Raw genomic sequence first — 25170 nt, forward strand, 5'->3', positions numbered from 1 at the left:
TGTAAACGCTATTTTTGCAAAAAAATTTACATTTCTTTTGGTGCATTTACACCTAATAATCTTAATGCTTCAGTTAAAATAATTGAAGTGGCTTCAACCAAGGCTAAACGACTATTAATCTGCTCATCTTCAGTCAAAATTTTAACATTAGCGTAGTACTTGTTAAACTTTTTCGCAACATCTAAAGCATATTTAGCAATTATAGAAGGCTCAAACTTGTCACTACTACGTGCAATGATTCTAGGAAAATCGGCTAGAGCCTTAGCAACGCTAAATGACCAATCATCATTAAGACTATTATTTGAAAGGTTAGGTTCTTGACCCATCTTCGCAGCTTTGCGTAAAACACTTTGAGCACGCGCATTGGTGTATTGAACGTATGGACCAGTGTCACCTTCAAAACGAACAACTTCATCCAAGTCAAAATCAAAGTTTTCAATTCGATCATTTTTCAAATCGTGGAAAATAACTGCACCAACACCTACATCATGCGCAACTTGTTCCTTATTAACCAAGTTAGGATTCTTTTGATCAATTTGCTTGCGCGCAAGGTCAACTGCATCCCCTAAAACTTGATCAAGGAAAACAACATTACCCTTTCTAGTAGAAAGCTTTTTGCCATTTTGGGTGATTAAGCCAAATGGAACATGATGAATTCGATCTGCCCAGTCATAACCCATTTTCTTAAGAACAGTTTTTAATTCTACGAAATGTTGTGCTTGCTCATTCCCAACAACATATAGCATTTTTACAAAATGGTAAGTGTTCATTCGATAAATTGCAGCTGCCAAATCTCTTGTTAAATAAATACTACTACCATCAGATTTAACAATTAAAGCTGGGTTTTCATCTTCACCCATATCAACAACTTGGGCTCCGCGAGATTCGTGCAACAAGCCCTTTTCCTTCAATTCATCAATAACAGGCTGCATTTTGTCATTGAAAAAGGCTTCACCTTTATAAGAATCAAAGTCTACGCCTAATTCTTTATAGATCCGCTTAAAGTCAGCTAAAGAAACCTCACGGAACCATTGCCATAATTCGACTGCTTCAGGATCACCGTCCTCCAGCTTCTTAAACCAAGCACGTCCTTCATCATCCAATTTGGGATCTTTTTCAGCTTCTTCATGGAATTTAACATAGTACTTAAACAAGTTCATGATAGGGTCTTTTTTGACGTCTTCTTCATTGCCCCAGCGCTTGTATGCATAAATCAATTTACCAAATTGGGTACCATAATCACCAAGATAATTGATTTTGATTGGTGTGTAACCAACCTTTTTCATTGTTTCTGCAATTGAATTACCAATCACAGTTGAACGCAGATGGCCCATTGACATTGGTTTTGCAATATTAGGACTTGACATGTCGATAGGAACATTACCTTCACCTAACTTCTGGTCACCATAGTGTTCTTTTTCACTTAGTACCTCGTCAAGAGTTTGACTGATTAGCTTTTCATGGTCAATTGCAAAATTGACATAAGGGCCAACTGCCTGAATATTTGCAAAGTCAGCACTAGTCAAATTAGCTGCGATTTCTTTTGCAATTTCTGCTGGATTTTTATGCATTGTTTTTGCTAAGACGAAAGCCGGAAAAGCATAATCACCCATCTTTTCATTTTTAGGCCGTTCGATTAACTGACTAATCTTATCTTTTGGCAGATCAACTTGGCTTGAAACCAAATCAACTACTTTATTTTTAAAGTCCATCGTTACCTCCAAAATCAAACAAAAAGTCTCCTCCTTACTTAAAAGGAAGAGACGAGTTTTTACCCGCGGTACCACTCTAATTGACACTAAGTATCCGCTTATTTAATTTGTTATCTTTTTATATTATTAGGCACGCCTTCAGCTATTTCTCCAGTTCACCTTACACCAACGTGAACTCGCTAAAAATGGAAAAGATACTTACTACTCCTAACACCTTACAAAAACAGATTATAACAGGAAAAACTGTTAAAGCCAACCGTTTTAATTGTTTTTGATTATAACTTCGGTGTTTGCCGGTACATGCTTCATTATCCAATATGCATCAGGCACACTTAATCTAATACAACCGTGTGATGAGGGCTTAATACCCAACTTTTTTGCTTCTTTTTTATTGTACTTGCCATTGGTTTTGACGGGAACAGAATGAAATAAATAGACATTGTCAGTGTCAAAGCTTGTCCAATAATTCGCACCTTCATTTAATTTAGGATTGTAAAACGATGACCCACGATTATTCTGAATCTTAAATGTACCAGTCGGCGTATATGACTTACCATTGTAATACTTTCCTGCACTTGAAACCATTGTGTATACAACATGATTGTCACGTAAAATATAAACGCGATTCCCTTTTAAGGAGACACGAATCGTTAAATCATTTTCAAGACGTTTAACTTTGGGATACGGTATGCTTTGACTTGGTTTACGCCAATTGATCGGCACATTTAAAGTTTTAGGGTCTTTATAAGGACGATAAGAAGCTGCGGTCTTAGTTGCCGTACTTTGTTTTTGAGGCAAATTTGCCTTTTCTTGTGTTGGAGGCATTGAAACGCGCGCCAAACTAATCGCACAAATCAAAAGTATAAAAAAAGTCGCGAGCGGTTTTAATAAGTTGTCTTTCATGTCAGCCGACCTCCTTATGAAGCTCTCAGGTCTATTTTACAATCTTTTGCAAAATAAACTTATTGATTTTCAAATTCTTTCATTAATTTAGGCAAAAGCGCACTGATTTTAGTTGGTTGAACAACATAATCTCTTTTTGCAATGATATCTCCAGCCAGTGAATGCAAGTAAACTGCTGCTAAAACTGAATCAATGTTGCTACCAAACTGAGCTACAAATCCACCTATTATTCCAGCTAAGGTATCTCCCATGCCTCCTACTGCCATTCCTGGATTACCAGTAGTATTTTCATAAATATTTCCGTTTGAATCATAAATGTGAGTGTGATTTGATTTCAAAACCAAAATGCCATTTTTATTAGGAAAAAGATTAACAAGAGTAGAAAGATTGGCACTATCAGTTTGATAAGGTATTCTGAGCTGGCTGACGCGTTGCCACTCCATTTGATGTGGGGTGAGGATCACTAAGCCAGCAGCTTGCGGAATTAATTCATGATTAGTTGCAATTAAATCAAGCGCACTGGCATCTAAAATCAATGTTTGCTTACTTGTAATTTTTTGGCATAACATCATCAGTATTTTTTTACCAAACTCATTAGTGCCCATCCCTGGTCCACAAATAATAACATCTACTTTTGGAACTAGTTCTGCCAAGTCGCTGCTACGCCAATCGATGTACATTGCTTCTGGATCACGAGCATGAAGTGCATTTAAATTAATCGAGTGACAAGCCACAGCTACCAGGCCTGCACCACTTTTTAGTGCTCCTTCAGTAGCCATGATAATCGCTCCACCATAGTTTTCGCTACCACCAATTAGCAAAACCCTACCATAATCGCCTTTATGACTAGCGCTTTTTCTCTTCGAAATTACTTTTGTTAAGATCTTTTCTGTTACTTTTGTCATTTTATCCTCCAAATAGCCAGTGCCAGAAGCGAATAAAGATACTTACTCTATCAGTTGACGTTTGCGCTTGGGCTGGAAGCATGATGCCGTTGGGCTGCTCTAGCGAAAATAGTTTTGAATTACCTGACTTAAAATAATATGAACTGACTGTTTGACCTTTAACGATCGGAGCTTCTACTGTTTTTTTAGTTAGACCAACCGAAAATGTTTCATCAACAGGTCGCCAAATAATTGCTTGATTCTTTATGCTAATATTAACTTGCTTGCTTTTTCCATTATGCACATTAACATTAGTTGAACCAATGATTGCTTGGTCCTTATTCAATTTAATTGGTTGATACTTTTGGTAAACAAATGATAATAATTTACTTGTTTGTTCAAATCGAGCTGGATCAGCGCTGTTTAGGTGTTTAGCCCCCATAACAACAGTGATAACCCTCGCTCCCTGATGCTTCGCAGTGCCAATAAAACACGCACCCGCTGCATCAGTTGTACCTGTCTTCAGACCATCAATGTTGAAATTGGAACTATGTTGCGATAACCCCTTAAGCATCCAATTAAAATTTGTCATTGGTGTTTTGGTAGCTTGATCTACGAAATCCAAATGGGCAATTCTAGTTGTCTCAATTATTTCTGGATACTCATTTAGTAAATGCTGACCAACTACTGCCATATCTTTAGCCGACATTAGATTTTCTGCATTTTTTTCAGCTCCAGGATAAGCGTCACTCCCTACACTTTTGTTGGGCAAGCCACAAGCAGTATATAGCTTGGCATCTTTTATGCCCCATTGCTCTACTTGCAAACGCATTTGCTTTACAAAGGCTTTTTGTGAGCCACTAATAGCTTGAGCTAATAACATCGCTGCACCGTTTGCCGATTCAATTAAAGTGGCTTGATACAACTGCTTAATTGTATAAGAATGATTCATTTTTAATGGCACATTGGAAAAAAGTCTATTATTCGCCACCTTGACAATTTGCTCAGTTGGTTGAACTTCAGTATTCCAAGTGATTTTTTTATCATCAATTGCCTTCAATGTCAGATAGGCTGTTATAAGCTTCGTCATTGAAGCAATCGGAAGTGGCTCGTTAATATTTTTACCGTATAAAAGCTGACCGGTACTACTATCAATAGCAAGAGCAGATTTTACATCTAAGTCCAGTTGTTCTTGTCTGTAATTGTCCGGTATTGCCTGAGCCGATATTGTCTGTGTCGGTAATAATAATGTGACTATGGTAACAAGTACCACTAAAAGCTGGGAAATTTTTCGTTTCAAAATGGAGATCACCTTTCAATATCTTTTTTGGATATTTTTAGTTTTATGATTACATTCTATCAAATTTTTGGTATCATTATTACTGGATTGAATAAAGCCCCGATGGCGGAATTGGCAGACGCGCAGCGTTCAGGTCGCTGTTTAGGTAACTAAGTGAAAGTTCGAATCTTTTTCGGGGCACTAATTTGAGAAGCTAATCATTACTGATTAGCTTCTTTTTGTACTAGAATTTAGTTAGGTGAGGTGAGTTTGTCATGCAGAAACATTTAACTAAATCAAGAGATAAAATTTTAACAGGTGTTTTTGGTGGAATTGCTGAGTATTTTGGTTGGGACAAAGCTTGGACTAGAATCGGTGGAACAATTCTAATTTGTTGCACTGGCTTTGGTTTGATTGCATATATTGCTGCTGCAATCGTGATGCCTGACAAACCAAAGCACTCTGAAACGCCAGAGGGCGATTTCCATAAACTATAATATTTCAATTACAATTCAATTTAAAATTGCTTCAAATAGAGTGAACTTATCTCTTACTTGAAGCTTTTTTATTGTCTACTATAGAGAACGCACTATCTGAATTTAATTACTCAACCAGTTTGACGCTTTTGCAATTATGGAATATTATTTAATAAATTCTTAATGCAACGAAAGGTTAAAAACATGAGCTTAGATGTTAACATTTTGCCCCCAGACTACATTGATTTCACCATAGGTGATTTTCGCTCTGGTGTAGAACCGACAATTATCGAAGAACTTACGAAAAAAGTTCAAACAGACGGTAACGGTTATACACCCGGTCTTGGTCTACCTCTTCTTAGAGAAAAAATTATTTCTCACTATCGAGATACTTACGGTATTAAAAATATTAGTACGGAAAATATTCAAATTACTGTATCTTGTTTGCACGGCGCATTTTTAGCCTTAAAGTCAATTATCACATCGAAAGACGATGAAGTAATTATTATTGCACCGTATTTTCCTTCCTATATAAACTTAATTAAGGGAGCTAACGGAACACCAGTTGTAGTCAAATCAATTGCTCCAGATTTTGCATTGCCAATTAAGCAAATTCAGGACTGTGTAAGTGAAAAAACTAAAGCAATTATTATTAATTATCCAAATAATCCAACTGGTGTCGGACTGTCAGATCAAGAACGTAATTTTTTAAATGAGCTTGCTCTAGAAAAGAATATTTTTATCATCGATGACCATGTTTACAGTGATTATCCAAGCACACATCCCTACAAACCAACATCTACAGATATTTCTCATCAGGTTCTAGTAAGCAGTTTTTCGAAAAATTTTGCGATGCCTGGTATCAGATTAGGTTACGTAATCGCGCCTAAGAAAATCATTGACCAAAATGCTTTTTATAATGAAGGGATTACCTTCAGCCCGCCAACCATTAGCCAATATATTGGTGAAATCGTATTAGATAACACTTCCCAGTATCAACAACATTTAAAGGATATTGAACAAAAAGGTAAATCAGTTGCTCAATTATTCCGTTCAAGTAACTACTTTAATTCCTGCACTTATAATGGTGGCCTATATCTATTCGTCAAAGTGACCGATGAAATCAAGAAGCCAGCTTTATTTTATACACTCTTGGAAGAGCACTTCCACGTTTTAGTAGCACCTGGAGATGAATTTGATTACTCAAATAGATACTTTAGAATTTCTTTGTCTGCAACTAACGATGACTTGCATAAAGGTGTCCAGAAAATTATTGATTGTGTTGATTATACTTTAAACTTTAAGCAATAAAATCTTGCTAAGTTTTACAATTAACCTACTTACTACTAGATAGATGAGACAGCATTGCAACTTTAACAAGCAATTGCTAAAATGAAGTTCCTTGGCAGGGGCAGCAAGCTAATATATTATTTTTAGCTTGAATAAGTCAAAAAAACGATATTGCTGCAATTAGCAATATCGTTTTTATATCTTAATGTGTAATTTTTCTAAAATTGGAACAATTTTATCCCCAAGTATTTTCTGCGCTAAATGCGATTTGATTGCAACCAGTGCGTAGAAGATACCACCAACAATTACCGCAACAAAAACAATTATTAATGCTGAAGCACGTTTAGCCGGACTTAGGAAGATTTCTAAACCATGTTCAACTGCTAATACCAATAAGAACATGATTATCGAGAAAAATGTAATTCCAATAAAGCGGCGACTTGTCCTACTCTTATTGAAGTCGAACTCCACCTCGAGATGCTTAAATGACATAAAGATAATTACTAGCATCCCTAAATTAGTAGCGATTAATGGCCCATATACTTTAAACAAGTAAACCATCGGATACTGAACTATCATCTTAATGACTAGGCCTAAAACTAAATATTTAATTGCTAGTCCATTTTCAGACAGTCCTTGTAAAATGGCCATTAATACCGTAAAAAGTCCCAAGGTAATCGAAGTAAAGGCCGACAAATATAAGATATTCGATCCTAATTGATCAAAACCATAAAAAACTGTATAAATTGGTGTTGCAATAGCTGCCATTCCAAAAGCGGCAGGAATCATCACAAACAAAAATAAGTCTAATGTATTACTGATTTGGTCAGAAATCCCTTTAAAGTCACGTTTTGCATGTGCCGCAGACAATAATGGAATCGCCGTTACAGCCATCGCACTTGCCAATGACACAATAATCATAATCAACTTATTGGCATTAAGAGCAAAAAGTGCATACCAAGTTTCAATTGTATTATAACTTGCTTTAACTACACTTGCTATCATCGGATGGAAAGTGTATTGATCGACCAAGTAGAACAACTGAATCCCAGCATCGATAATAATAAATGGGATTGCTTGTTCAATTATCTCGCGAAAAAGTGAAGCAGTGGAAACCTGAATTTCATTATTTGAATTATCAACTAAATAATTCAATTCCTTACGTCTAGAAAACAAGAACCAAGCTAGTACTAAAATCCCAAAAGCTGCTCCAATTGCGGCAGCCAAGTTTGACTGAACAACCGCATCAACAAAATTACCATGTTGTACTTGCATGATGATGTATGCGGTGAGTAACATCCAGATTACTCGTGCCAATTGTTCAATAAACTGTGACATAGCTGAAGGCATCATATCAGAATAGCCTTGAAAGTATCCTCGCATAATACTTAGTACAGGAATAATCAAAATGGCATACGATAAGCTACGCATTACAGCAACCTGTCGTGGATCACTGCGAGATCCATTTGAGGCAAGTAGTGGTGAAGCAAAGTACATGATTGCAGCTGAGATTACGCCCAAAACAACCATCAAAACTAATCCTCTACGGAATAATTTTCGTCCTACCCCATACTCATTCAATGCATTATATTTTGCCACTTGTTTGGCCACTGCACCTGGAATGCCGGCAGTCGAAATCAAAATAAAGATACTGTAGATATTGTAACTTCGAGCCGTTAAAGCGTTGGCAATATTGCCATACGGTGACATCCAAATAAACCATGGAATAATGTAGAGGGCGCCCAATAAACGTGAGGTAATCGAACCAAAAGTCATCCACGCACTGCCTTTAACAAAGGTATCTTGCGTATTTTGTTCTTTCAAATTATTTTCTCTCATTAATTTTCCCTAAATTTATTTTACTAACTATCCTATTTTGACTGAAAAAAGGCAATTAACAACAAATCTACTTTGCACTTTAGGAAAAATTAAGTTTATTTAGCAACAATATTGACAATTTTATTCGGAACAATAATAACTTTTTTGACTTCCTTACCGTCTAAAAATTTCTGTACATGTGGTAAAGCTAGGGCTTGTTTCTCTAAGCCGTCCTTGTCAGCATCCTTTGGTGCATCAAAGTTACCGCGTAATTTACCGTTGACTTGAACCATAATTTCAACTGTTGATTCAACTAGTTTGCTTGGATCATAAGTTGGCCATTTAGCAAAAGTGATTGACTCATCATGACCGTAAATTTGCCAAATCTCCTCCATCATGTGTGGTGCAATTGGTGCGATTAAGGTCATAAAGCCTTCTGCATATTCTCTTGGAATTGTTTTTGCCTTTTGTGCTGCATTAATGAAGACCATTAATTGAGAAATTGCAGTGTTAAAGTGTAAGGCATCAAAGTCCTCAGTTACTTTCTTAACAGTTTCGTTATAAACCTTGTCCAATGTATCGTCATTTTCTTCAACAATGTTTTCTTGAGGAATTGCCTTCAGGTCTAAGTCATTTACAAAAAGACGCCAAATTCTATCTAAGAACTTCTTAGTAGATGCAGGACCGTTGTCATCCCAATCAATTGAAGCATCTAGAGGACCCATGAACATTTCATACATTCTCAGACTATCAGCACCATATTCCTCAATAACATCGTCAGGGTTAACAACATTACCCTTTGACTTGGACATCTTGTCATGGTCTTTAAGAATTAAGCCTTGATTATATAGTCTTTGGAATGGTTCCTCATTTGGTACAACGCCTAGGTCGTATAGAACCATATTCCAAAATCTTGCATACAATAAGTGCCGAACTGCATGTTCAGCACCACCGATGTACAAGTCTACTGGCATCCATTGCTTAAGCAATTCGTAGTCTGCAAGCTTATTGTCATTATGTGGATCAATGTAGCGTAAGAAGTACCACGATGAACCTGCCCAGTTAGGCATTGTGTTGGTCTCACGTTTTCCTTTACGACCATTTTTGTCTACCACATTAACCCAATCTTTAAGGTTAACCAGTGGACTTTCTGGGGTGCCTGATGGCTTAATGTCTGTAGCGTGAGGTAAAACTAGTGGCAATTCATCTTCAGGAACTAAAGTGGTTTCGCCATCTTCCCAGTGAATAACTGGAATTGGTTCACCCCAGTAGCGTTGACGACTAAATTCCCAATCACGAAGTTTGTAATTAACCTTCTTCTTACCAGCGTTATGTTCTTCAAGCCAATCGACAATTTTCTTCTTGGCTTCTTCAACATTCAAGCCGTTCAAAAAGTCAGAATCAATATGTGGACCATCTTCTGTAAAGGCTTCTTTACTGATGTCGCCACCCTTGATAACAGCCTTGATTGGCAAATCAAATTTTTGCGCAAATTCGTAATCACGTGTGTCGTGAGCCGGCACAGCCATAACAGCACCAGTTCCGTAACTACCAAGAACATAATCAGCAATCCAAATTGGAATTTCTTGATTATTAACTGGGTTAATTGCATAAGCTCCAGTAAAGACACCTGATTTAGTTTTATTTAAATCTGTTCTTTCTAAGTCTGACTTGGATTCAATTTGCTTAATGTATGCGTCAACTTCTTCTTTATGCCCGTCAGTCGTAATCTTTTGAACTAACTTGTTTTCAGGAGCCAATACGGCATAGGTAGCACCAAATAAAGTATCAGGACGCGTACTAAAGACATCAAAGGTTTCATCTGAATCCTTTATCTTAAAGGTAATCTGAGCACCCACTGAACGACCAATCCAGTTGCGTTGCATTTCTTTAACGTTTTCTGGCCAGTCAAGATTATCAAGTCCAGCAAGCAGACGATCTGCGTATTTGGTAATTCTAAGCATCCATTGCTTCATGTTGCGACGGTAAATTGGGTAACCACCTCGTTCTGTTTTACCATCAACAATGTCCTCATTGGCTACAACTGTACCTAAATCTGGTGACCAATTGACTGGAACTTCGGCTTCATAAGCAAGACCATTTTTATACATTTGCTCAAAAGTCCATTGAGTCCACTTGTAGTACTTAGGATCACTGGTAGAAACTTCACGATCCCAATCATAAGAAAAACCCAATGTGTTAAGCTGCCGTTTAAAATTAGCAATATTTTCTTTGGTTACTACTGCAGGGTCTTGACCAGTTTGAAGTGCATATTGCTCAGTTGGCAGTCCAAATGCATCCCAGCCCATTGGGTGAAGAACATTGTAGCCCTCACTACGCTTCATCCGCGCCACAATATCAGTAGCAGTATAGCCTTCTGGGTGACCTACATGGAGTCCCTTACCAGATGGGAAAGGAAACATATCTAAAACGTAGTAATTTTTCTTTTTAGGATCATTACCCGTTTTAAATGTGTGGTTTTTTGCCCAATATTCTTGCCATTTTTTCTCTACAACTTTGTGATTGTACATAAATTTTACCTCATAAAAAAAGTCCTATGAAATTAATTTCATAGGACGAATAATCGCGGTACCACCTAAGTTTCATACATTTTTGCATGACACTCAAACGCTCCTTAACGCGGCTAGCCAACGAAAGATTTCATCTAGGCTCAGTTCACAATATATTTTTCGAGTCTTGCACCAACCGACTTTTCTCTATAGAAAAATAAAATCGCTACTATTTCCTAACCTTTATTTTTTGTTCAATAATGATTATAATTTACCACAAATGCTAAAAAAAACAAGGGGAGAAAGTCATTTGGATACGACAATTCATTCAAAAAGAGATACCATCATACCCGCGACGATTTTTTTAATGTTGTACGCGGTATGGGCAGTATTAGTTTCAGCTGACAGTCAATTCATCCATCAGTTTGATACTGCTTTAATTGGGATAATTTGTAATAACAATCCTGCAATTATCAAATTTGCCACTACTTTTACTAATCTCGGTAATACGAGTGTTATCATGATTGAAACAATCATTTTGGTAGTGATTCTCGGAATTTTCAAAAAATATGCTTATGCATTTTTTACTGCTGGAACTATGATTGCGGCCAATGGATATAATTGGATCATTAAGCATGCAATTGCTAGACAACGTCCTTCAGTGCATCATCTTGTTGACGCACATGGATATAGTTTTCCATCAGGTCATTCCGTTGGTAGTGCAACATTATTTGGCATTCTAATTGTCTTAACTATTTTACTAATTAAAAATAAAGCCGCTAAAACAGTCCTATGCATCGTTTGGCTGTGCTTCCCACTTCTAATTGGTTATACTAGAATTTTTAATCATGTTCATTATCCATCAGACGTAGTTGGTGGTTTCTTAGAAGGAATTGCCTTTTTATTAATTGGTTACTCCTTCTTATATCACTATTATTTGGAAACGCGAGTACAAGAAAAAATTTAGTTTAAAATCAAAAAGTTCAAACTGTTAGTAGTTTGAGCTTTTTTTGTAGTCAAAATTAATCCTGAGCTAACCGTCAATGATATCTTTATATTCTGGGTACTTCTTTAACAAATCGACTTTTTAGTAGTTCAAAGACCTGATAATATCGCGTCATCATGGTTTAAACGATGAAAATTAGAACAATTCTTATCATCGAGTAAAAAATAAATTGAGCTACAGTAGAAACTTTCTTTATTACCGCTTTCGTCATAGCTTATCATTGGCGTAAACTTGTCTGAACCATCCCCACTGTTACTGTTGATAGGGTTCACGATTTAGACGCTTGATATATTCGTTACGTTACATTTTTGCTTTAAAGTCAGCTAGTAATTTTTTAGATAAACATTAAGAACTTAAAAAATTAAGCTTAAATAAACTGATTTCCAATAATAAAGATTATATGAACTTTTTATTGCAAAAAAAGGAAAAATAATATATTATCAAGTGACAAAATATTGACACATAAAAGCAATTGTGATAAAAGCTGTGACATATTTTTTAATATTAAAGTCATAAGAACTGCTAGATTAATAAATTGAATCTAGCAGTTTTTATTAAACCTAGACTAAGAGGTGACGAAAATGCCATATATGAAATTAAAAATTAAGCAGGTACTAAAAAGTAAATTTACCTTGATTAGTCTTTTAGCCATTTTACTCGGATGTTTTTATTTTTGGACGAAAAACTACAATTCTCGCTATATTAATCCGCGCATAACGGAAGCTCGAGAAAATATTGCGGTGGAAAAGAAAAATATCAAATATTATCAGAAACAGTTAAAGAAATCTAATTTAACAAAAACGAATAGACACAAAATCGAGCTGGATTTGGCAGAAAACAAGTCATCTATCAAAGAATTTCAGACATTAATTAAATCAATTCAAACAAATAAATGGCAGAAGGCTTATCAAATCATAATAAAGCAAGAGAAATATAATCTTGCTGATGCAAAACGTAATAATGCCAATAAAGACGATTTGCTGCCACTTGAAAGTAATATTCAAAAATTACAGTATCTGGCTCAAAATAACTTACCAGAAGAAAATGAACATTATTCTGTTAAAGGCGGCTTTTTTATATTAGAAATGATGCAAGAAGTCTTACCACCTTTAGCGGTTTTAGCCGTAATTTTTATTCTAATCAAATTATACTCCTCAGGTTTTTATGATCGAATGCGTCTAGAAAATCTTTTACCACAAAGAAACCATTTATTGATTGAACTTGGCGCCGGTTCATTAATTGGATTTGGCTATTTTTTATCAGCATTTTTGTTGATTTTTATTATTCCAAGTATATTTTTTGGTACTGGCAACTTTAAATATCCGATGATGGGTGTAGACGCAGTAGCTAAACAGAACATTTTCATTCCTATGAACCAGCTGTTTTGTCCTACTTTGGTTTTAGAATTATTTAGTTTTATGTTCATTGCAAATGTGGTTTTACTATTCGTACAAATATTTAAAAACCGCTTGTTGGCATTATTCGTTTCAGTTTTTATATTAATTGGTGGGATGGTACTACCGCAATACGTAGTAGCAGCACGGAATTTTGCTCAGTTTATTCCTATGAGTTACTTTTTCTCCTTACAACCGGTAGATGGTATGTTTGGTATTAGTAATGCATATGTCTTTGCAGATGAAACAAAATTAGTCACTTACCCACAGGTTAATTTTGTCAATGGCATCCTTGTTTTAACTGTAGGAATTATTATTCTTTTACTTTTAAACTATCTCATCGCACAAAAAGCCCAAAAAGGGAGGAAAACAAAATGATTGAAATTAAGGATTTAACCCTTACATTACGTGAACCTATACTAAAAAATGCCAATTTCAACTTTCAAAATGGCAGAATTTATATGCTTCATGCACTTAATGGCACTGGTAAAACAAGTGTCCTCAGAACTATAGTTAGCTTACTTGCTCCGAGCTCAGGTCAAGTTCTGTTCGATGGTAAACCTTTTGCTGACGTCAAAAGCCAAGTTTTTTACTTGGAAACTTCTGACTGGTTTGACAAAAATCTTTCAGGCTTTGATTATATGCAATTTGTTAAAAACGAATGGCATTCACACCAGGATTTGCAAGAAATAATAAACCGTTGGGAAATGAGTAATTATATCAAAACTCCAATTAGAAAATATTCATTAGGTATGAAACAAAAACTGGTAGTTGCCCTTTATGAGTTAAGCGATGCTAAATACTTACTAATGGATGAAATTAACAATGGCCTTGACTCTGACAGCCGTCAAATTCTTTATCAGGAATTGACCAATTTAGCAAAGCAAAACAAACTTATTATTATGGCTTCTCATTATCAAGATGAAGTAGCAGGAATTGTTGATGATACTCTGACTTTAAAGCACCACCAATTAGTTCGGGGATAAAGTTTATGGCCTATTTTGAATTACAATTTAAAAAAGTATTTAAAAATACTTTGACCTGGCTGATTTTAAGTATAGTGCTAATATGTGCAGGACTTATTCTAGGCTATAATGCCCTTAAAGGCGATCAAACTACAATTCGTTACCAAATAAATCAAGATTTAAGTCAGCAGAAACAGTCTCAAGCTAATTTGCCCACAGTTAAAAATCAAAATAGAAATGAGCGGCAAATATTAAAAGCCTTAGATAATAAAAATTGGGATCATGCTTATGAATTGATGATTCGCCAAAATGACAAGCAAGCAGCACAAGTCAAAATTGGCGGAGCTGATCTTAGACAAGAAATCAAACAGAAAAATGCCCGTTTGAATGCTCTAAAAAAAGCAAATTTACCAGAACAAAATGAACAACATCCTAAACAAGGTTGGTTATTCCTGTTTAAACTTTCAGAAGGTTTTCTGCCTGCAATGATTGTCGCCATGCTTTGTTTTATTTTAAGTAATATTTTCGCATCAAAGTATGTCGATCATCTAAATCGTGCCATATTGTTGCCAAGCAGGCACAGCGTATTACTAGATATCGTTTTAGGATTACTGATTGCTTTTTCACTAACTCTTTTTACCAACCTTTTAATCTGGGGACTTAGCAGTCTGCTCTTTGGTAGTGGCCCACTTTCCTATCCAATTCAAGGAATAACTTTACCAGGTAGTTTCAAAAGTACTTATCAACCACTTTCTGTTTGGCTAAAACCTGCGTTTATTTTAACCGTCTTGACGTGTATTTTCATTGTGATTCTGTTACTTCTTTTAGCTCAAATCACGCGTAATCAATTAAGCTGCCTTTTCTTAGCACTATTTATACTTTTAGGTGGAGCAATTTTGCCATTCATTTTGCAATCAACCTCTGGTGGAAGTGGAATGGCCCAAACTACTATAGTACAATATATACCAATGACTTACCTACTTTCGACTCAGGTGGCAAATGGAAATCTAGCAACAAAATTTAACAATCCGCAGCTTAATTTTACTTTCGGCTGTAGAGTTCTTATAGTTTCAATTATTGTTCTTACAATCCTTAATTTTTCATGGCCTTGGTTTTCAAAGCAAATGACAAAATTTACTAAAAGGTAATTAAATAATTTAGAAACAAAAGAGACTGGGAAAAATATTTTCCCGGTCTCTTTTTGATATGGAGTTAAATTATATAATTGACCACGCCGAAAAAGCAGGTTATCTCTAGCCTTTTTCTCTCTATCACCTAAAGAACGTCAATTGGTAATTTGCTTTTTATTCTATACTCCCTATCTGTAATTTTGTTGATATCATTTATTATGCTTTTAGAAACCAATTTTTCTACTATACAGAAAAGTTTATAAATAAAAAACCTGCTGATTAGTTATCAGCAGGTTTTTAGTCGATATTTATTTTAATCAACTATTTCTTGTCGCTTTTTATAAATACAGTTGAACACAATTGAAAGAATAATTGCTATCAAGGAAACCACATAAACGCCCTTTAATGCGCTAAACAGTACTTGACGCAATTGTGGAACCAAGTTAGCTGCCAACTCTTTAGCTTTGATAGAAGAAACAATCTTGTTCATCATTGCCTGAGTTAGATTTGGATGCTTGGCAAGTTCACTTGCCACAATCGTATTGAAAGTAATACCGTAAATCGAAACCATCATAGTTTGTCCTAAGTAGCGCATTAAGGTATTAAACGATGTTGCAACACCAACATGGTCTTGATCGACTAGAACTTGTGAGCGAACTTGTGCAGCGGTCATAATGGAACCAAAGCCAAAGCCGTTCATCGCTGCAATGATGCAAAACAGCCAGAATGGTGTCTGCATTGGAACAATCAAAAGCATAGTGTCAGCTATCAACAATAGAGTTAACATTCCAAAGAATGTTTTACGGACACCCCATTTACTTAGCATTCCACCAATTAGAAATGAACCAATTACCCACATAACTGAACTTGGTGTTACTGCAAACCCTGCAATGGTTGCTGTAGTGCCCTTAATTCCCTGCATCCAAGTCGGAATATAGAATTCAAAGCCAATAACAACTCCTGATACAAACAAGGTAATCATATTGACTGCAAGGAACTCTCTCCCCTTAAGCATCGTCAATGGCATTATCGGGTCCTCTGCGCGTTTTTCTTCACGGTAGAACATAATTGCACTAACAATAATTAAAACTGCCAAAGCAGCTAATATTAAGCCACTGAGCGAACTCAATTCTTGCAAAGTAAACATTACTGTCAAGAGCAGGACGACCAGCCAAAATGTGCCTTTAACATCAAGTTTAGACTTTTGCTTAGCTTTCGGTTCGCTTAAAAAGAACACGACTAATAAAAAAGCTATTAATCCTATTGGAACATTGATGTAGAAGACCCAATGCCAAGAAAGATTCTGAACAATAAATCCACCTAAAAGTGGTGCAATAACAGAAGCTACACCCCAAAAACCAGAGTTAAGCCCCAGCATTTTAGTTCTTTTTTCTAGAGTATACATATCGGCAATAATGGTCATCGCTACCGGTTGAACAGCTCCAGAGCCAAGTCCCTGAATCACACGGAAAAGAATCAACTCAATCATGTTATGAGCTTGGCCACAGAGTGCCGAACCGATTACAAATAAGGCTATCCCGAATAAAAAAATTGGCTTTCGACCAATGCTGTCAGCTAATTTTCCATACAAAGGAGTTGAAACAGCCGTCATAAACAGAAAGATTGAAACAACCCAATTCATGATTTCTAACCCATTTAGATCAGAGACAATGGTTGGCATCGCTGTGGAAACGATTGTGCCTTCAATCGCTGTCATAAACGTTGTCATAAAAATCGCAAGTGTAACTACAGGTACATTTGTCTTTTTCACAATTACAACTCCTTCAAATTTTCTAAAATCTATTTATTTTTACTAACAAAGTCAAGTAATTCTTGAACTTTATCGGTTCTCTCCCATGGTAAATCAACGTCAGTTCGGCCAAAATGACCATAGGCAGCCGTTTGCTCATAGATTGGTCGTCTTAAATCAAGCATTTGAATGATCCCTGCAGGACGAAGGTCAAAGATTTGTCGTACAGCACTTGTCAACAATTCATCACTTACCTTACCGGTATTTGCAGTATCAATCATTACTGAAACAGGATGTGCAACCCCAATCGCATATGCAAGTTGGACTTCACAACGCTCTGCTAAACCTGCTGCAACAATATTTTTAGCAACATAACGAGCAGCGTAGCTGGCACTACGGTCAACCTTTGTCGGATCCTTTCCTGAAAAGGCACCGCCTCCATGACGAGCGTAACCACCATAAGTATCAACAATAATCTTGCGTCCAGTTAAACCTGAATCACCTTTTGGTCCACCTATTACAAAACGGCCAGATGGATTAATTAAAAATTTAGTGTCTTCATCAAGAAATTCTGCTGGAATTACTTTTTTAATTACTAGCTCAATCATCGCCTGGCGAATTTTTTCGTTGGATACTTGATCATCTGTTTGAGTTGAAATTACGACTGTATCAACACGTTTAGGCTTTTGATTTTCATCATATTCAACTGTTACTTGTGCTTTAGCATCAGGTCTGAGCCACGTTAATTCGCCGTCTTTACGCAATTTTGCAACTTGGCGCATTAAGCGATGAGCTAAAGAAATTGGCAACGGCATGAGTTCTGGCGTTTCATCAACTGCAAAGCCAAACATCAAGCCTTGGTCTCCAGCCCCAATTTGATCAAGGTTGTCATCATCAGACTTGTTTTCACGCGTCTCAAGCGAGTGATCAACTCCCTGTGCAATATCAGGTGATTGCTCATCAATCCCTACTAAAACAGCACAGTTATTGCCATCAAAACCAAGTTCCGGACGGTCATAACCAATTCGTAGAACTGTTTTTCTAACAATGCTCTGAATATCAACATATGCACTAGTTGATATTTCACCAAAGACATAAACAATTCCCGTATTTACCACCGTCTCACAAGCTACGTGAGCTTGTGGATCCTTGGCAATAATTGCATCCAGAATTGCGTCTGATATTTGATCAGCCACTTTATCTGGGTGCCCTTCAGAAACAGATTCTGAAGTAAATAAACGTTTTTCCATATTAGTCCCCCTATAGACGTCAGCTATTCGGTTACAAGGCATCTCCAAATATTGGATCCTCTCAGGACTTGAACCGATAAATATAATTATATTCGTTCTTTTTTTTGTAAAAAAAAGACTACCGTGTATTCGGTAGTCATCGAACGATGGAGGATACAGGGCTCGAACCTGTGACCTCCTGCTTGTAAGGCAGATGCTCTCCCAGCTGAGCTAATCCTCCAAAGTGACCCGTACGGGATTTGAACCCATGTTACCGCCGTGAAAGGGCGATGTCTTAACCACTTGACCAACGGGTCAGGTTCTGAATCAAAGTACATTCAATAGTATACTAGATAAAAAATGATTTGCAAGTAAAAAAATCAAAAAAAGTAAATTTGTTTGAAAACTCCTGCTAAAGCCTATTAGAGCAACGACAAGAATGGCTTTTACTCAATAAACACGTTAATTACTGGCAATACCAGCTACTTTGATCAACAACGTTTGTTATTCTACCAAAAAAGGATTAGTACTTCAAGATACTAATCCTCTTTATTTATTTCGTTGCGTTTTGCTGCTTTACCAAAAATTGATCATACTTTTTAATGAATGGCCAATACACAATCATTGAAAGAATGATAATAACAAATTGCCATAAAGCGGTTCGCCATCCTCCAATTAAAAATCCTGAAATAATTGGTGGCGTTGTCCACGGAACCATCACGCCAGAAAACAGTGGCAAAATTCTCCATTGCATCAGTAAGTAACTAATGATTCCAACACAAGTTGGAAAAACCACAAATGGAACTAATAAGTATAAGTTCATTACAATCGGAACGCCGAAAATAACTGGCTCATTAATATTAAAAATGTTTGGAACTAGCGACAGTTTTCCAAGTTCTTTTAGAGCAGATGACTTTGAGAAAAATGTCATGTAGATGACAAGGCCCATTACAATTCCCGCACCTGTCATACACAGATAATTATCCCAAAACTGTTGGGTAAAAATGTGTCCACCATTAGCGACTGTTAGTTTTTTCCCTGCATCCAAAATTGATTGGTTATCAGACATGTTAGACTGCAAAATTGGTGTCAGAATAGCGCCACAAATTGCTCCACCGTGAACACCACACCACCATAGTAATGACATTACGATTGTCATAATTACTACTCCACCAAGAGAATCAGTGATTCCTTGAAGTGGCGTTTGAATTGCTGAGTAAATTATTTCCGCAAAACTAGTTTGAGCTACAAATTTGAAGATTGCACAGATTGCTCCGGCAACAACTAAAACTGCTGCAGTTGGAATTAGTGCCATAAAAGAATTTGCTACAGCTGGTGGAACTCCAGCAGGTAGTTTGATTCGCCAATCTTTTCTAACACAGTAACTATAAATAAAACCACTTAGTAAACCGACGATGATCGCACAGATCATTCCTTGACCCGCAGTCCAATTTTTTGAAATAACATTTGTAATAAGTTCTCCACCTTTAGGCTTAATTTCAGATGGCAATAGCATAATGAACGCACCGAGTGCAGATAAACTACCTGAAAAAGGTGAATCAACTTTTTCATTTTTAATATAAGTATATGCAATACCTACTACGGCAAAAATTGCCATCAATGAAAATGAAGATTGGTATATTTGGTTAAAAACATCAGCCCAACCACTCTTAGTAATCGCATTTGCGACTGCTGGTATTGGTATGTTTGCTAAGAGCATGAACAGCGAGCCAACAATTAGAAATGGTAATACAAACATCATTCCATCTTTTAGTGCGCTAATAATCTTAGTATTGGTAAATTTCATAACCATTGGTACTAATTTATCGTTAATGAACTTTTTCATTTTTCTACCCTCACTTTATCTTTTAGACACTCACCATTAGTTTTTATAATATTTTTGTACCATTCAAATGATTGTTTATGGTAGACACCCGCAGTACCTTGCTTTACTTCGTCTAAATTGACATAAATAAAGCCGTAGCGCTTTTCTATCTCACCAGTTGAAGCACTGATAATATCGATTGCTGCCCATGGGGTATAGCCAATTACATCAACGCCATCAAGTTCGATAGCTTTCAACATTTGAACAACATGGCTTTGAAGATAATTTATTCGATAATCATCATTAACAGAGCCATTTTCTAACTTGTCATAAGCACCAAAACCATTTTCGACGATAAACAATGGTTTCTGATATCGCTCATAAGCAACATTTAAAATATATCGCAGTCCGACCGGATCAATGGCCCAACCCCAGTCACTTTTAGAAACATAAGGATTAGGCTTTTCCAAAAAGTCAGCCTGAGCATTATATTCTGCAATAGTCGACTTATAGTAACTAAAGCCTAGAAAATCAACAGTTCCTTTTTTTAAATTAGCCAAATCTTCTTGTGTGATGTCTAATTTAATATTTTTGCGTTCCCACAGCTTTTTTGTATATGAAGGATAAGTACCCCTGATCTGAACATCACTAAAGAAGAAGCGCCTGTCCATTGCTTTAAGACTTGCAATTTGATCAAGTGGTTTACAACTTGCAGGATATAGGGGGCCTAAATGAAGCATACAGCCTATCTGAAGTTTTGAATCAACTTTCTTAGCTTCTTGAACGGCCAGAGAACTTGCTACAAACTGATAATGACTAATTTGATACATTGTCTGCTCTGGGTTCTCATCTTCCTTGTATAAAACACCAGCGCCAGTCCATGCATTGAATGGATTATCTGTATCAATCAGATTATTAATTTCATTGAAAGTCATCCAGTATTTTACTTTTTCGTGATAGCGTTCAAAGCAAACCTTTGCGTATCGTAAAAAGAAATCAATTACCCTACGATCACGCCATCCACCATAATGGTCAGCCAAATAATATGGCATTTCAAAATGCGATAGCGTAACAACAGGTTGAATGCCGTATTTCAAGCATTCATCAAAAACATTGTCGTAAAATGCTAATCCTTCTTCATTTGGCTTTTCCTCGTCACCATGTGGGAAGATTCTTGACCAAGCAATACTTAGTCTGAAACATTTAAATCCCATCTCTGCAAAAAGTTTTATTTCCTCTTTGTAATGATGATAAAAATCAATGCCAAAATGATTGGGATACTCTTCATTGGGCAAAACCCCTGCTGTTATTTTCCTAGGTGTATTTACGTCCCCCTTAGTCATAACATCAGTTACACTAATTCCTTTACCTCCTTCGTCCCAAGCTCCTTCATATTGGTTAGCGGCTACTGCACCGCCCCATAAAAAGTCTTTATTAATCAATTTTGTCTTTCCTTAATCTTCTCAACCTCATCTGAAGTCTCACTTACTTCAGAGTAATTATTGAGCATTTTCAATGACATCAACACGTCAAATAGGTATTGAATCGATGAAATATACACAATATTACTGAGTTCCAACGTGTTTTTAGTAGTCTTAATAACCATTGTTTCATCGCATAATCGACAAATTGAGCGCTTCACGGAATCGCAGACAACAACAATTTTATAGTCCTCAACCTTCAGTTTTTTAGCAATACCATACATATGCTCATTATTCCCAGTATGGGTCAAAATAAAGGCTAAGGGTCTGACTTTTCTATTTCGATATACTTTCGCATGCATCAAATTCAAAGAATCATATGCTTCTGCTTCAACACCGACTTCTTGGAAATTTAAACAAAATAATTGAGCTAGCGGATAATTAAGTCCATCACCATAAATTTCAATTCTATCAGCAGATTTAAGTAAACTAGCTACTCTATTAAGTAACTCTGTATTAAAAATGTTTTTGGTATATTTAAGAGAGTTTCGATGAACAGTTTCAATTCTATCTAAAACTTCTCTTGAAGCCTCACTGCCATTAAAGCCATTGCTCTTTAGATCATCATCTAATTCAATAATTGTGGGCAATTCAGTTGCTAATTTATATTTAAACTCAGTAAAACCGCTAACGCCTGCTTTTTGGCAAAGCCTAATTACTGTTGATGAACTCGAAAAGCTTGCTTTTGCAACCTCATGAACTGTCATTCCAAGTACCCTTTGTGGATTATTACTAATGAAATCTAGAACTTCACGTTCTTGTCCGGTCAATTTACTACTTTTAAGCATTTCGTCTAATATCATAATTTTCCTTTCGGCCGCTAAGATCAATTACTCAATCGACACCGTCATTATATCTTGTAATCGCTTTCTATTTCAATGATATCAATACTTTTGGAGTAAAGTACCAAATTTGAACAAATTTGAGACCATCTTTGAAAATAAATTCCAAAAGTTAAAATGTAAATTTTGAAAACAAAAAAAGAACGCCTTAACGACGTTCTCTCTTATAAGTCTGTTTCTTTTATGGAGGATACAGGGCTCGAACCTGTGACCTCCTGCTTGTAAGGCAGATGCTCTCCCAGCTGAGCTAATCCTCCAGTCACTTGACTACTTTATGTAATATATCATAGAATCAAAGCAGTTGTCCAGTACCTTTGCGCTTAATTTTTAGAGAAAATAAATTTAATAATACCTTGACACTGAGTATATATGTTGTTATTTTATAAATAAAGTAAAGGAAGTGATAATATGTCGTTACCATATGTGGTTGCATTTGAATTGAATGTCAATAGTGAACCAGGAAACTTTGAAATTAAGTATAAAGAAATTAGTCAGATAATTGAATCTCTCTCTATTAGCTGCAAAAAAATCGAAAATTCAGTTTGGATAATTAAGAGTGATTACAAACCAGCAGAAATTTTAGATAGAATACGAAAAGTTATTGCTTCTGAAGATTTAGTGTTTGTTTGTGAACTTAAGAATAACAAACAAGGCTGGTTGAATACAGAAGCCTGGAAATTTATGAACGATAATATCTTTAACTGATGTGCAAATTAGTCAATCCTGTGCTGTAATTACTTATTATCCCTATACAGCATATAAACTAAATTAAAAACCGTAACTTATAAGTTACGGTTTTTAATTTCAGCTCTATTCCAGCTACTAACTCATTCGTCTATTAATTACAGGTTCTGTACAAACCAACAAGCAATTTATCATCTGCTTTAGAGCACTATAGTGCTCTCTATTTTGGAGTGTAAAAAAACTAATTCGAACTTTTAATACAAAAAAAGCCGCTAACCGTTAGTTTAACAGCTTTCTTAATTCAAAATACGGAGTGTGAGAGATTTGAACTCTCGATACAGGATTAACCCATATACATGATTTCCAATCATGCTCCTTAAGCCACTCGGACAACACTCCAGTAAGCTCCGGCTGTCAGACTCGAACTGACGACATCTTGATTAACAGTCAAGCGCTCTACCAACTGAGCTAAGCCGGAATATTAAAAAAGCACGGCAGCGTCCTACCCTCGCAGGCAGTCTCCCACCAACTACTCTCGGCGTGAAGAAGCTTAACTGCTGTGTTCGGCATGGTTACAGGTGTTTCCTTCTTGCTATTGCCACCGTACTTTTTTCCTTTGAGCTTTTACACTCAAAACTAAATATAATCCTCTTTGAAAAACCTATCCGCTCTCTTCCAGATCGCTCAAGCTTGTGGTCAAGTCCTCGACTGATTAGTACTAGTCCGCTCCAAACCTCACGGCTCTTCCACTCCTAGCCTATCTACCTCTTAGTCTTTGAGGTGTCTTACTACTTTCGTATGGGAAATCTCATCTTGAGGGGGGCTTCGCACTTAGATGCTTTCAGCGCTTATCCCTTCCATACTTAGCTACCCAGCTATGCCTTTGGCAAGACAACTGGTACACCAGCGGTATGTCCATCCCGGTCCTCTCGTACTAAGGACAGCTCCTCTCAAATTTCCAACGCCCACGACGGATAGGGACCGAACTGTCTCACGACGTTCTGAACCCAGCTCGCGTGCCGCTTTAATGGGCGAACAGCCCAACCCTTGGGACCTACTTCAGCCCCAGGATGCGACGAGCCGACATCGAGGTGCCAAACCTCCCCGTCGATGTGAACTCTTGGGGGAGATAAGCCTGTTATCCCCAGGGTAGCTTTTATCCGTTGAGTGATGGCCCTTCCATGCGGTACCACCAGATCACTAAGCCCGACTTTCGTCCCTGCTCGAGTTGTCGCTCTCGCAGTCAAGCTCCCTTATACCTTTACACTCTGTGAATGATTTCCAACCATTCTGAGGGAACCTTTGGGCGCCTCCGTTACTCTTTAGGAGGCGACCGCCCCAGTCAAACTGCCCATCAGACACTGTCCCATACCTCGCTTAGAGGTCCTGGTTAGAGCAGCCATCAAACAAGGGTAGTATCCCAACATTGCCTCTGATAACACTGGCGTGCTATCTTCTCTGGCTCCTACCTATCCTGTACATGTTTAACAGCTACTCAATATCAAATTGCAGTAAAGCTCCATGGGGTCTTTCCGTCCTGTCGCGGGTAACCCGCATCTTCACGGGTATTATAATTTCACCGAGTCTCTCGTTGAGACAGTGCCCAAATCATTACACCTTTCGTGCAGGTCGGAACTTACCCGACAAGGAATTTCGCTACCTTAGGACCGTTATAGTTACGGCCGCCGTTTACTGGGGCTTCAGTTCGTTGCTTCGCTTACGCTAACAACTCTCCTTAACCTTCCAGCACCGGGCAGGTGTCAGCCCCTATACGTCGTCTTTCGACTTTGCAGAGACCTGTGTTTTTGATAAACAGTTGTTTGGGCCTATTCACTGCGGCTGGCTTTTACACCAGCACCCCTTCTCCCGAAGTTACGGGGCTATTTTGCCGAGTTCCTTAACGAGAGTTCTCTCGCTCACCTTAGTGTTCTCCACTCGACTACCTGTGTCGGTTTGCGGTACGGGTACGTTAGCTCTCACTAGAAGCTTTTC

18 protein-coding genes, 6 tRNA genes, 2 rRNA genes, 1 riboswitch and 1 other annotated feature (1 of these 28 only partly in view) are annotated in these 25170 nt (G+C 37.0%); of the genes, 8 read left to right on the forward strand and 18 right to left on the reverse strand.

The genetic code is table 11. The annotated features are described in order from the left end of the window. Positions 1 to 26: 26 nt before the first annotated feature. The 4 genes from argS to DKL56_RS05315 form a co-directional block, all read right to left on the reverse strand. Entirely contained in the window at positions 27 to 1712 is a 1686-nt protein-coding gene (gene argS / locus DKL56_RS05300) for an arginine--tRNA ligase (RefSeq protein ID WP_109715678.1), read from the reverse strand. A gap of 261 nt (positions 1713 to 1973) precedes the next feature. Continuing rightward, positions 1974 to 2615 carry a L,D-transpeptidase gene (locus DKL56_RS05305; RefSeq protein ID WP_109715679.1) on the reverse strand — a complete coding sequence of 214 codons (642 nt, stop codon included), beginning with the start codon at positions 2613 to 2615 and terminating at the stop codon, positions 1974 to 1976. 59 nt (positions 2616 to 2674) lie between these two features. After that, positions 2675 to 3520, reverse strand: coding sequence for an NAD(P)H-hydrate dehydratase (locus DKL56_RS05310; RefSeq protein ID WP_109715680.1), 846 nt, complete (start codon positions 3518 to 3520; stop codon positions 2675 to 2677). Between the two features lies 1 nt (position 3521). Then, positions 3522 to 4802 (reverse strand): serine hydrolase, encoded by a 1281-nt coding sequence (locus tag DKL56_RS05315; RefSeq protein ID WP_109716044.1) that lies wholly within the window; start codon positions 4800 to 4802, stop codon positions 3522 to 3524. A 93-nt stretch (positions 4803 to 4895) separates the two neighbouring features. On the opposite strand from DKL56_RS05315, the gene DKL56_RS05320 reads away from it, so the two are divergent. The 3 genes from DKL56_RS05320 to DKL56_RS05330 all read left to right on the forward strand — a co-directional run bounded on the left by DKL56_RS05320 (position 4896) and on the right by DKL56_RS05330 (position 6565). After that, a tRNA-Leu gene (locus tag DKL56_RS05320) sits at positions 4896 to 4979 on the forward strand. Between the two features lie 74 nt (positions 4980 to 5053). Continuing rightward, positions 5054 to 5275 carry a PspC domain-containing protein gene (locus DKL56_RS05325; RefSeq protein ID WP_074425001.1) on the forward strand — a complete coding sequence of 74 codons (222 nt, stop codon included), beginning with the start codon at positions 5054 to 5056 and terminating at the stop codon, positions 5273 to 5275. Positions 5276 to 5458: 183 nt separating this feature from the next. Then, positions 5459 to 6565, forward strand: coding sequence for a pyridoxal phosphate-dependent aminotransferase (locus DKL56_RS05330; protein ID WP_162542505.1), 1107 nt, complete (start codon positions 5459 to 5461; stop codon positions 6563 to 6565). Between the two features lie 174 nt (positions 6566 to 6739). On the opposite strand, the gene DKL56_RS05335 is transcribed toward DKL56_RS05330, so the two are convergent. Together DKL56_RS05335 and leuS are read right to left on the reverse strand one after the other, a co-directional pair. Next, complete coding sequence (locus DKL56_RS05335) at positions 6740 to 8383, reverse strand: putative polysaccharide biosynthesis protein (RefSeq protein ID WP_109715682.1); 1644 nt, start codon at positions 8381 to 8383, stop codon at positions 6740 to 6742. 95 nt (positions 8384 to 8478) lie between these two features. Next, a complete protein-coding gene (gene leuS / locus DKL56_RS05340) occupies positions 8479 to 10893 on the reverse strand; it encodes a leucine--tRNA ligase (protein ID WP_109715683.1) in 2415 nt (804 codons plus the stop codon). Positions 10894 to 10931: 38 nt separating this feature from the next. After that, positions 10932 to 11124: a binding site (T-box leader), on the reverse strand. A gap of 28 nt (positions 11125 to 11152) precedes the next feature. Here leuS and DKL56_RS05345 point away from each other — a divergent pair. The 4 genes from DKL56_RS05345 (at position 11153) to DKL56_RS05360 (ending at position 15385) form a co-directional block, all read left to right on the forward strand. Continuing rightward, positions 11153 to 11839 (forward strand): phosphatase PAP2 family protein, encoded by a 687-nt coding sequence (locus DKL56_RS05345; RefSeq protein ID WP_109716045.1) that lies wholly within the window; start codon positions 11153 to 11155, stop codon positions 11837 to 11839. 620 nt (positions 11840 to 12459) lie between these two features. Then, a complete protein-coding gene (locus tag DKL56_RS05350) occupies positions 12460 to 13650 on the forward strand; it encodes a hypothetical protein (RefSeq protein WP_109715684.1) in 1191 nt (396 codons plus the stop codon). Next, positions 13647 to 14258 carry an ATP-binding cassette domain-containing protein gene (locus DKL56_RS05355; protein ID WP_109715685.1) on the forward strand — a complete coding sequence of 204 codons (612 nt, stop codon included), beginning with the start codon at positions 13647 to 13649 and terminating at the stop codon, positions 14256 to 14258. Before DKL56_RS05350 ends, DKL56_RS05355 begins: the two co-directional genes overlap by 4 nt. Positions 14259 to 14263: 5 nt before the next feature. Then, a complete protein-coding gene (locus DKL56_RS05360) occupies positions 14264 to 15385 on the forward strand; it encodes a hypothetical protein (RefSeq protein WP_109715686.1) in 1122 nt (373 codons plus the stop codon). A 295-nt stretch (positions 15386 to 15680) separates the two neighbouring features. Here the strand turns inward: DKL56_RS05360 and DKL56_RS05365 are convergent, their stop codons facing one another. From DKL56_RS05365 to DKL56_RS05400, 8 genes are all read right to left on the reverse strand, one after another. Then, complete coding sequence (locus DKL56_RS05365) at positions 15681 to 17138, reverse strand: MDR family MFS transporter (protein WP_109715687.1); 1458 nt, start codon at positions 17136 to 17138, stop codon at positions 15681 to 15683. 29 nt (positions 17139 to 17167) lie between these two features. After that, on the reverse strand, positions 17168 to 18367 hold the full coding sequence (metK, locus tag DKL56_RS05370) for a methionine adenosyltransferase (protein ID WP_109715688.1): 1200 nt from the start codon (positions 18365 to 18367) through the stop codon (positions 17168 to 17170). Next, a riboswitch (SMK box riboswitch) is annotated at positions 18365 to 18446 on the reverse strand. It overlaps the preceding gene by 3 nt. A 68-nt stretch (positions 18447 to 18514) precedes the next feature. Continuing rightward, a tRNA-Val gene (locus DKL56_RS05375) sits at positions 18515 to 18587 on the reverse strand. A 4-nt stretch (positions 18588 to 18591) separates the two neighbouring features. Next, positions 18592 to 18663: transfer RNA gene (locus DKL56_RS05380), tRNA-Glu, on the reverse strand. 236 nt (positions 18664 to 18899) lie between these two features. Continuing rightward, positions 18900 to 20192, reverse strand: a complete 1293-nt coding sequence (locus tag DKL56_RS05385) for a PTS sugar transporter subunit IIC (RefSeq protein WP_109715689.1) — start codon at positions 20190 to 20192, stop codon at positions 18900 to 18902. Next, positions 20189 to 21613 (reverse strand): 6-phospho-beta-glucosidase, encoded by a 1425-nt coding sequence (locus DKL56_RS05390; RefSeq protein ID WP_109715690.1) that lies wholly within the window; start codon positions 21611 to 21613, stop codon positions 20189 to 20191. The genes DKL56_RS05385 and DKL56_RS05390 overlap by 4 nt, the downstream gene beginning before the upstream one ends. Beyond that, a complete protein-coding gene (locus DKL56_RS05395; RefSeq protein WP_109715691.1) occupies positions 21610 to 22455 on the reverse strand; it encodes a MurR/RpiR family transcriptional regulator in 846 nt (281 codons plus the stop codon). Before DKL56_RS05395 ends, DKL56_RS05390 begins: the two co-directional genes overlap by 4 nt. 223 nt (positions 22456 to 22678) lie before the next feature. Then, positions 22679 to 22751 (reverse strand) — tRNA-Val (locus tag DKL56_RS05400). Between the two features lie 151 nt (positions 22752 to 22902). Between DKL56_RS05400 and DKL56_RS05405 the strand changes: the two genes are divergently transcribed. After that, on the forward strand, positions 22903 to 23199 hold the full coding sequence (locus DKL56_RS05405; RefSeq protein ID WP_109715692.1) for a TetR family transcriptional regulator: 297 nt from the start codon (positions 22903 to 22905) through the stop codon (positions 23197 to 23199). A 288-nt stretch (positions 23200 to 23487) separates the two neighbouring features. Here the strand turns inward: DKL56_RS05405 and DKL56_RS05410 are convergent. From DKL56_RS05410 to DKL56_RS05425, 4 genes are all read right to left on the reverse strand, one after another. Then, positions 23488 to 23577 (reverse strand) — tRNA-Ser (locus DKL56_RS05410). 6 nt (positions 23578 to 23583) lie between these two features. Next, positions 23584 to 23656 (reverse strand) — tRNA-Asn (locus DKL56_RS05415). Between the two features lie 11 nt (positions 23657 to 23667). Next, a 5S ribosomal RNA gene (rrf, locus tag DKL56_RS05420) occupies positions 23668 to 23784 on the reverse strand. An 86-nt stretch (positions 23785 to 23870) separates the two neighbouring features. Next, positions 23871 to 25170, reverse strand: a 23S ribosomal RNA gene (locus tag DKL56_RS05425); it runs 1608 nt beyond the window's last position.

Origin of the sequence: Lactobacillus apis (assembly GCF_003150935.1) — a bacterium.
Lineage (GTDB): Bacteria > Bacillota > Bacilli > Lactobacillales > Lactobacillaceae > Lactobacillus > Lactobacillus apis.

What these genes read in the sequence shown, in the direction of transcription:
- DKL56_RS05360 (WP_109715686.1), top strand. Translation starts at nt 14,264, where the DNA reads ATGGCCTATTTTGAATTACAATTTAAAAAAGTATTTAAAAATACTTTG.
- DKL56_RS05305 (WP_109715679.1), bottom strand. Translation starts at nt 2,615, where the DNA reads ATGAAAGACAACTTATTAAAACCGCTCGCGACTTTTTTTATACTTTTG.
- argS (WP_109715678.1), bottom strand. Translation starts at nt 1,712, where the DNA reads ATGGACTTTAAAAATAAAGTAGTTGATTTGGTTTCAAGCCAAGTTGAT.
- DKL56_RS05385 (WP_109715689.1), bottom strand. Translation starts at nt 20,192, where the DNA reads ATGAAAAAGTTCATTAACGATAAATTAGTACCAATGGTTATGAAATTT.
- DKL56_RS05335 (WP_109715682.1), bottom strand. Translation starts at nt 8,383, where the DNA reads ATGAGAGAAAATAATTTGAAAGAACAAAATACGCAAGATACCTTTGTT.
- DKL56_RS05350 (WP_109715684.1), top strand. Translation starts at nt 12,460, where the DNA reads ATGCCATATATGAAATTAAAAATTAAGCAGGTACTAAAAAGTAAATTT.
- DKL56_RS05355 (WP_109715685.1), top strand. Translation starts at nt 13,647, where the DNA reads ATGATTGAAATTAAGGATTTAACCCTTACATTACGTGAACCTATACTA.
- DKL56_RS05395 (WP_109715691.1), bottom strand. Translation starts at nt 22,455, where the DNA reads ATGATATTAGACGAAATGCTTAAAAGTAGTAAATTGACCGGACAAGAA.
- DKL56_RS05405 (WP_109715692.1), top strand. Translation starts at nt 22,903, where the DNA reads ATGTCGTTACCATATGTGGTTGCATTTGAATTGAATGTCAATAGTGAA.
- DKL56_RS05345 (WP_109716045.1), top strand. Translation starts at nt 11,153, where the DNA reads ATGCTAAAAAAAACAAGGGGAGAAAGTCATTTGGATACGACAATTCAT.
- DKL56_RS05330 (WP_162542505.1), top strand. Translation starts at nt 5,459, where the DNA reads ATGAGCTTAGATGTTAACATTTTGCCCCCAGACTACATTGATTTCACC.
- DKL56_RS05325 (WP_074425001.1), top strand. Translation starts at nt 5,054, where the DNA reads ATGCAGAAACATTTAACTAAATCAAGAGATAAAATTTTAACAGGTGTT.
- leuS (WP_109715683.1), bottom strand. Translation starts at nt 10,893, where the DNA reads ATGTACAATCACAAAGTTGTAGAGAAAAAATGGCAAGAATATTGGGCA.
- DKL56_RS05310 (WP_109715680.1), bottom strand. Translation starts at nt 3,520, where the DNA reads ATGACAAAAGTAACAGAAAAGATCTTAACAAAAGTAATTTCGAAGAGA.
- metK (WP_109715688.1), bottom strand. Translation starts at nt 18,367, where the DNA reads ATGGAAAAACGTTTATTTACTTCAGAATCTGTTTCTGAAGGGCACCCA.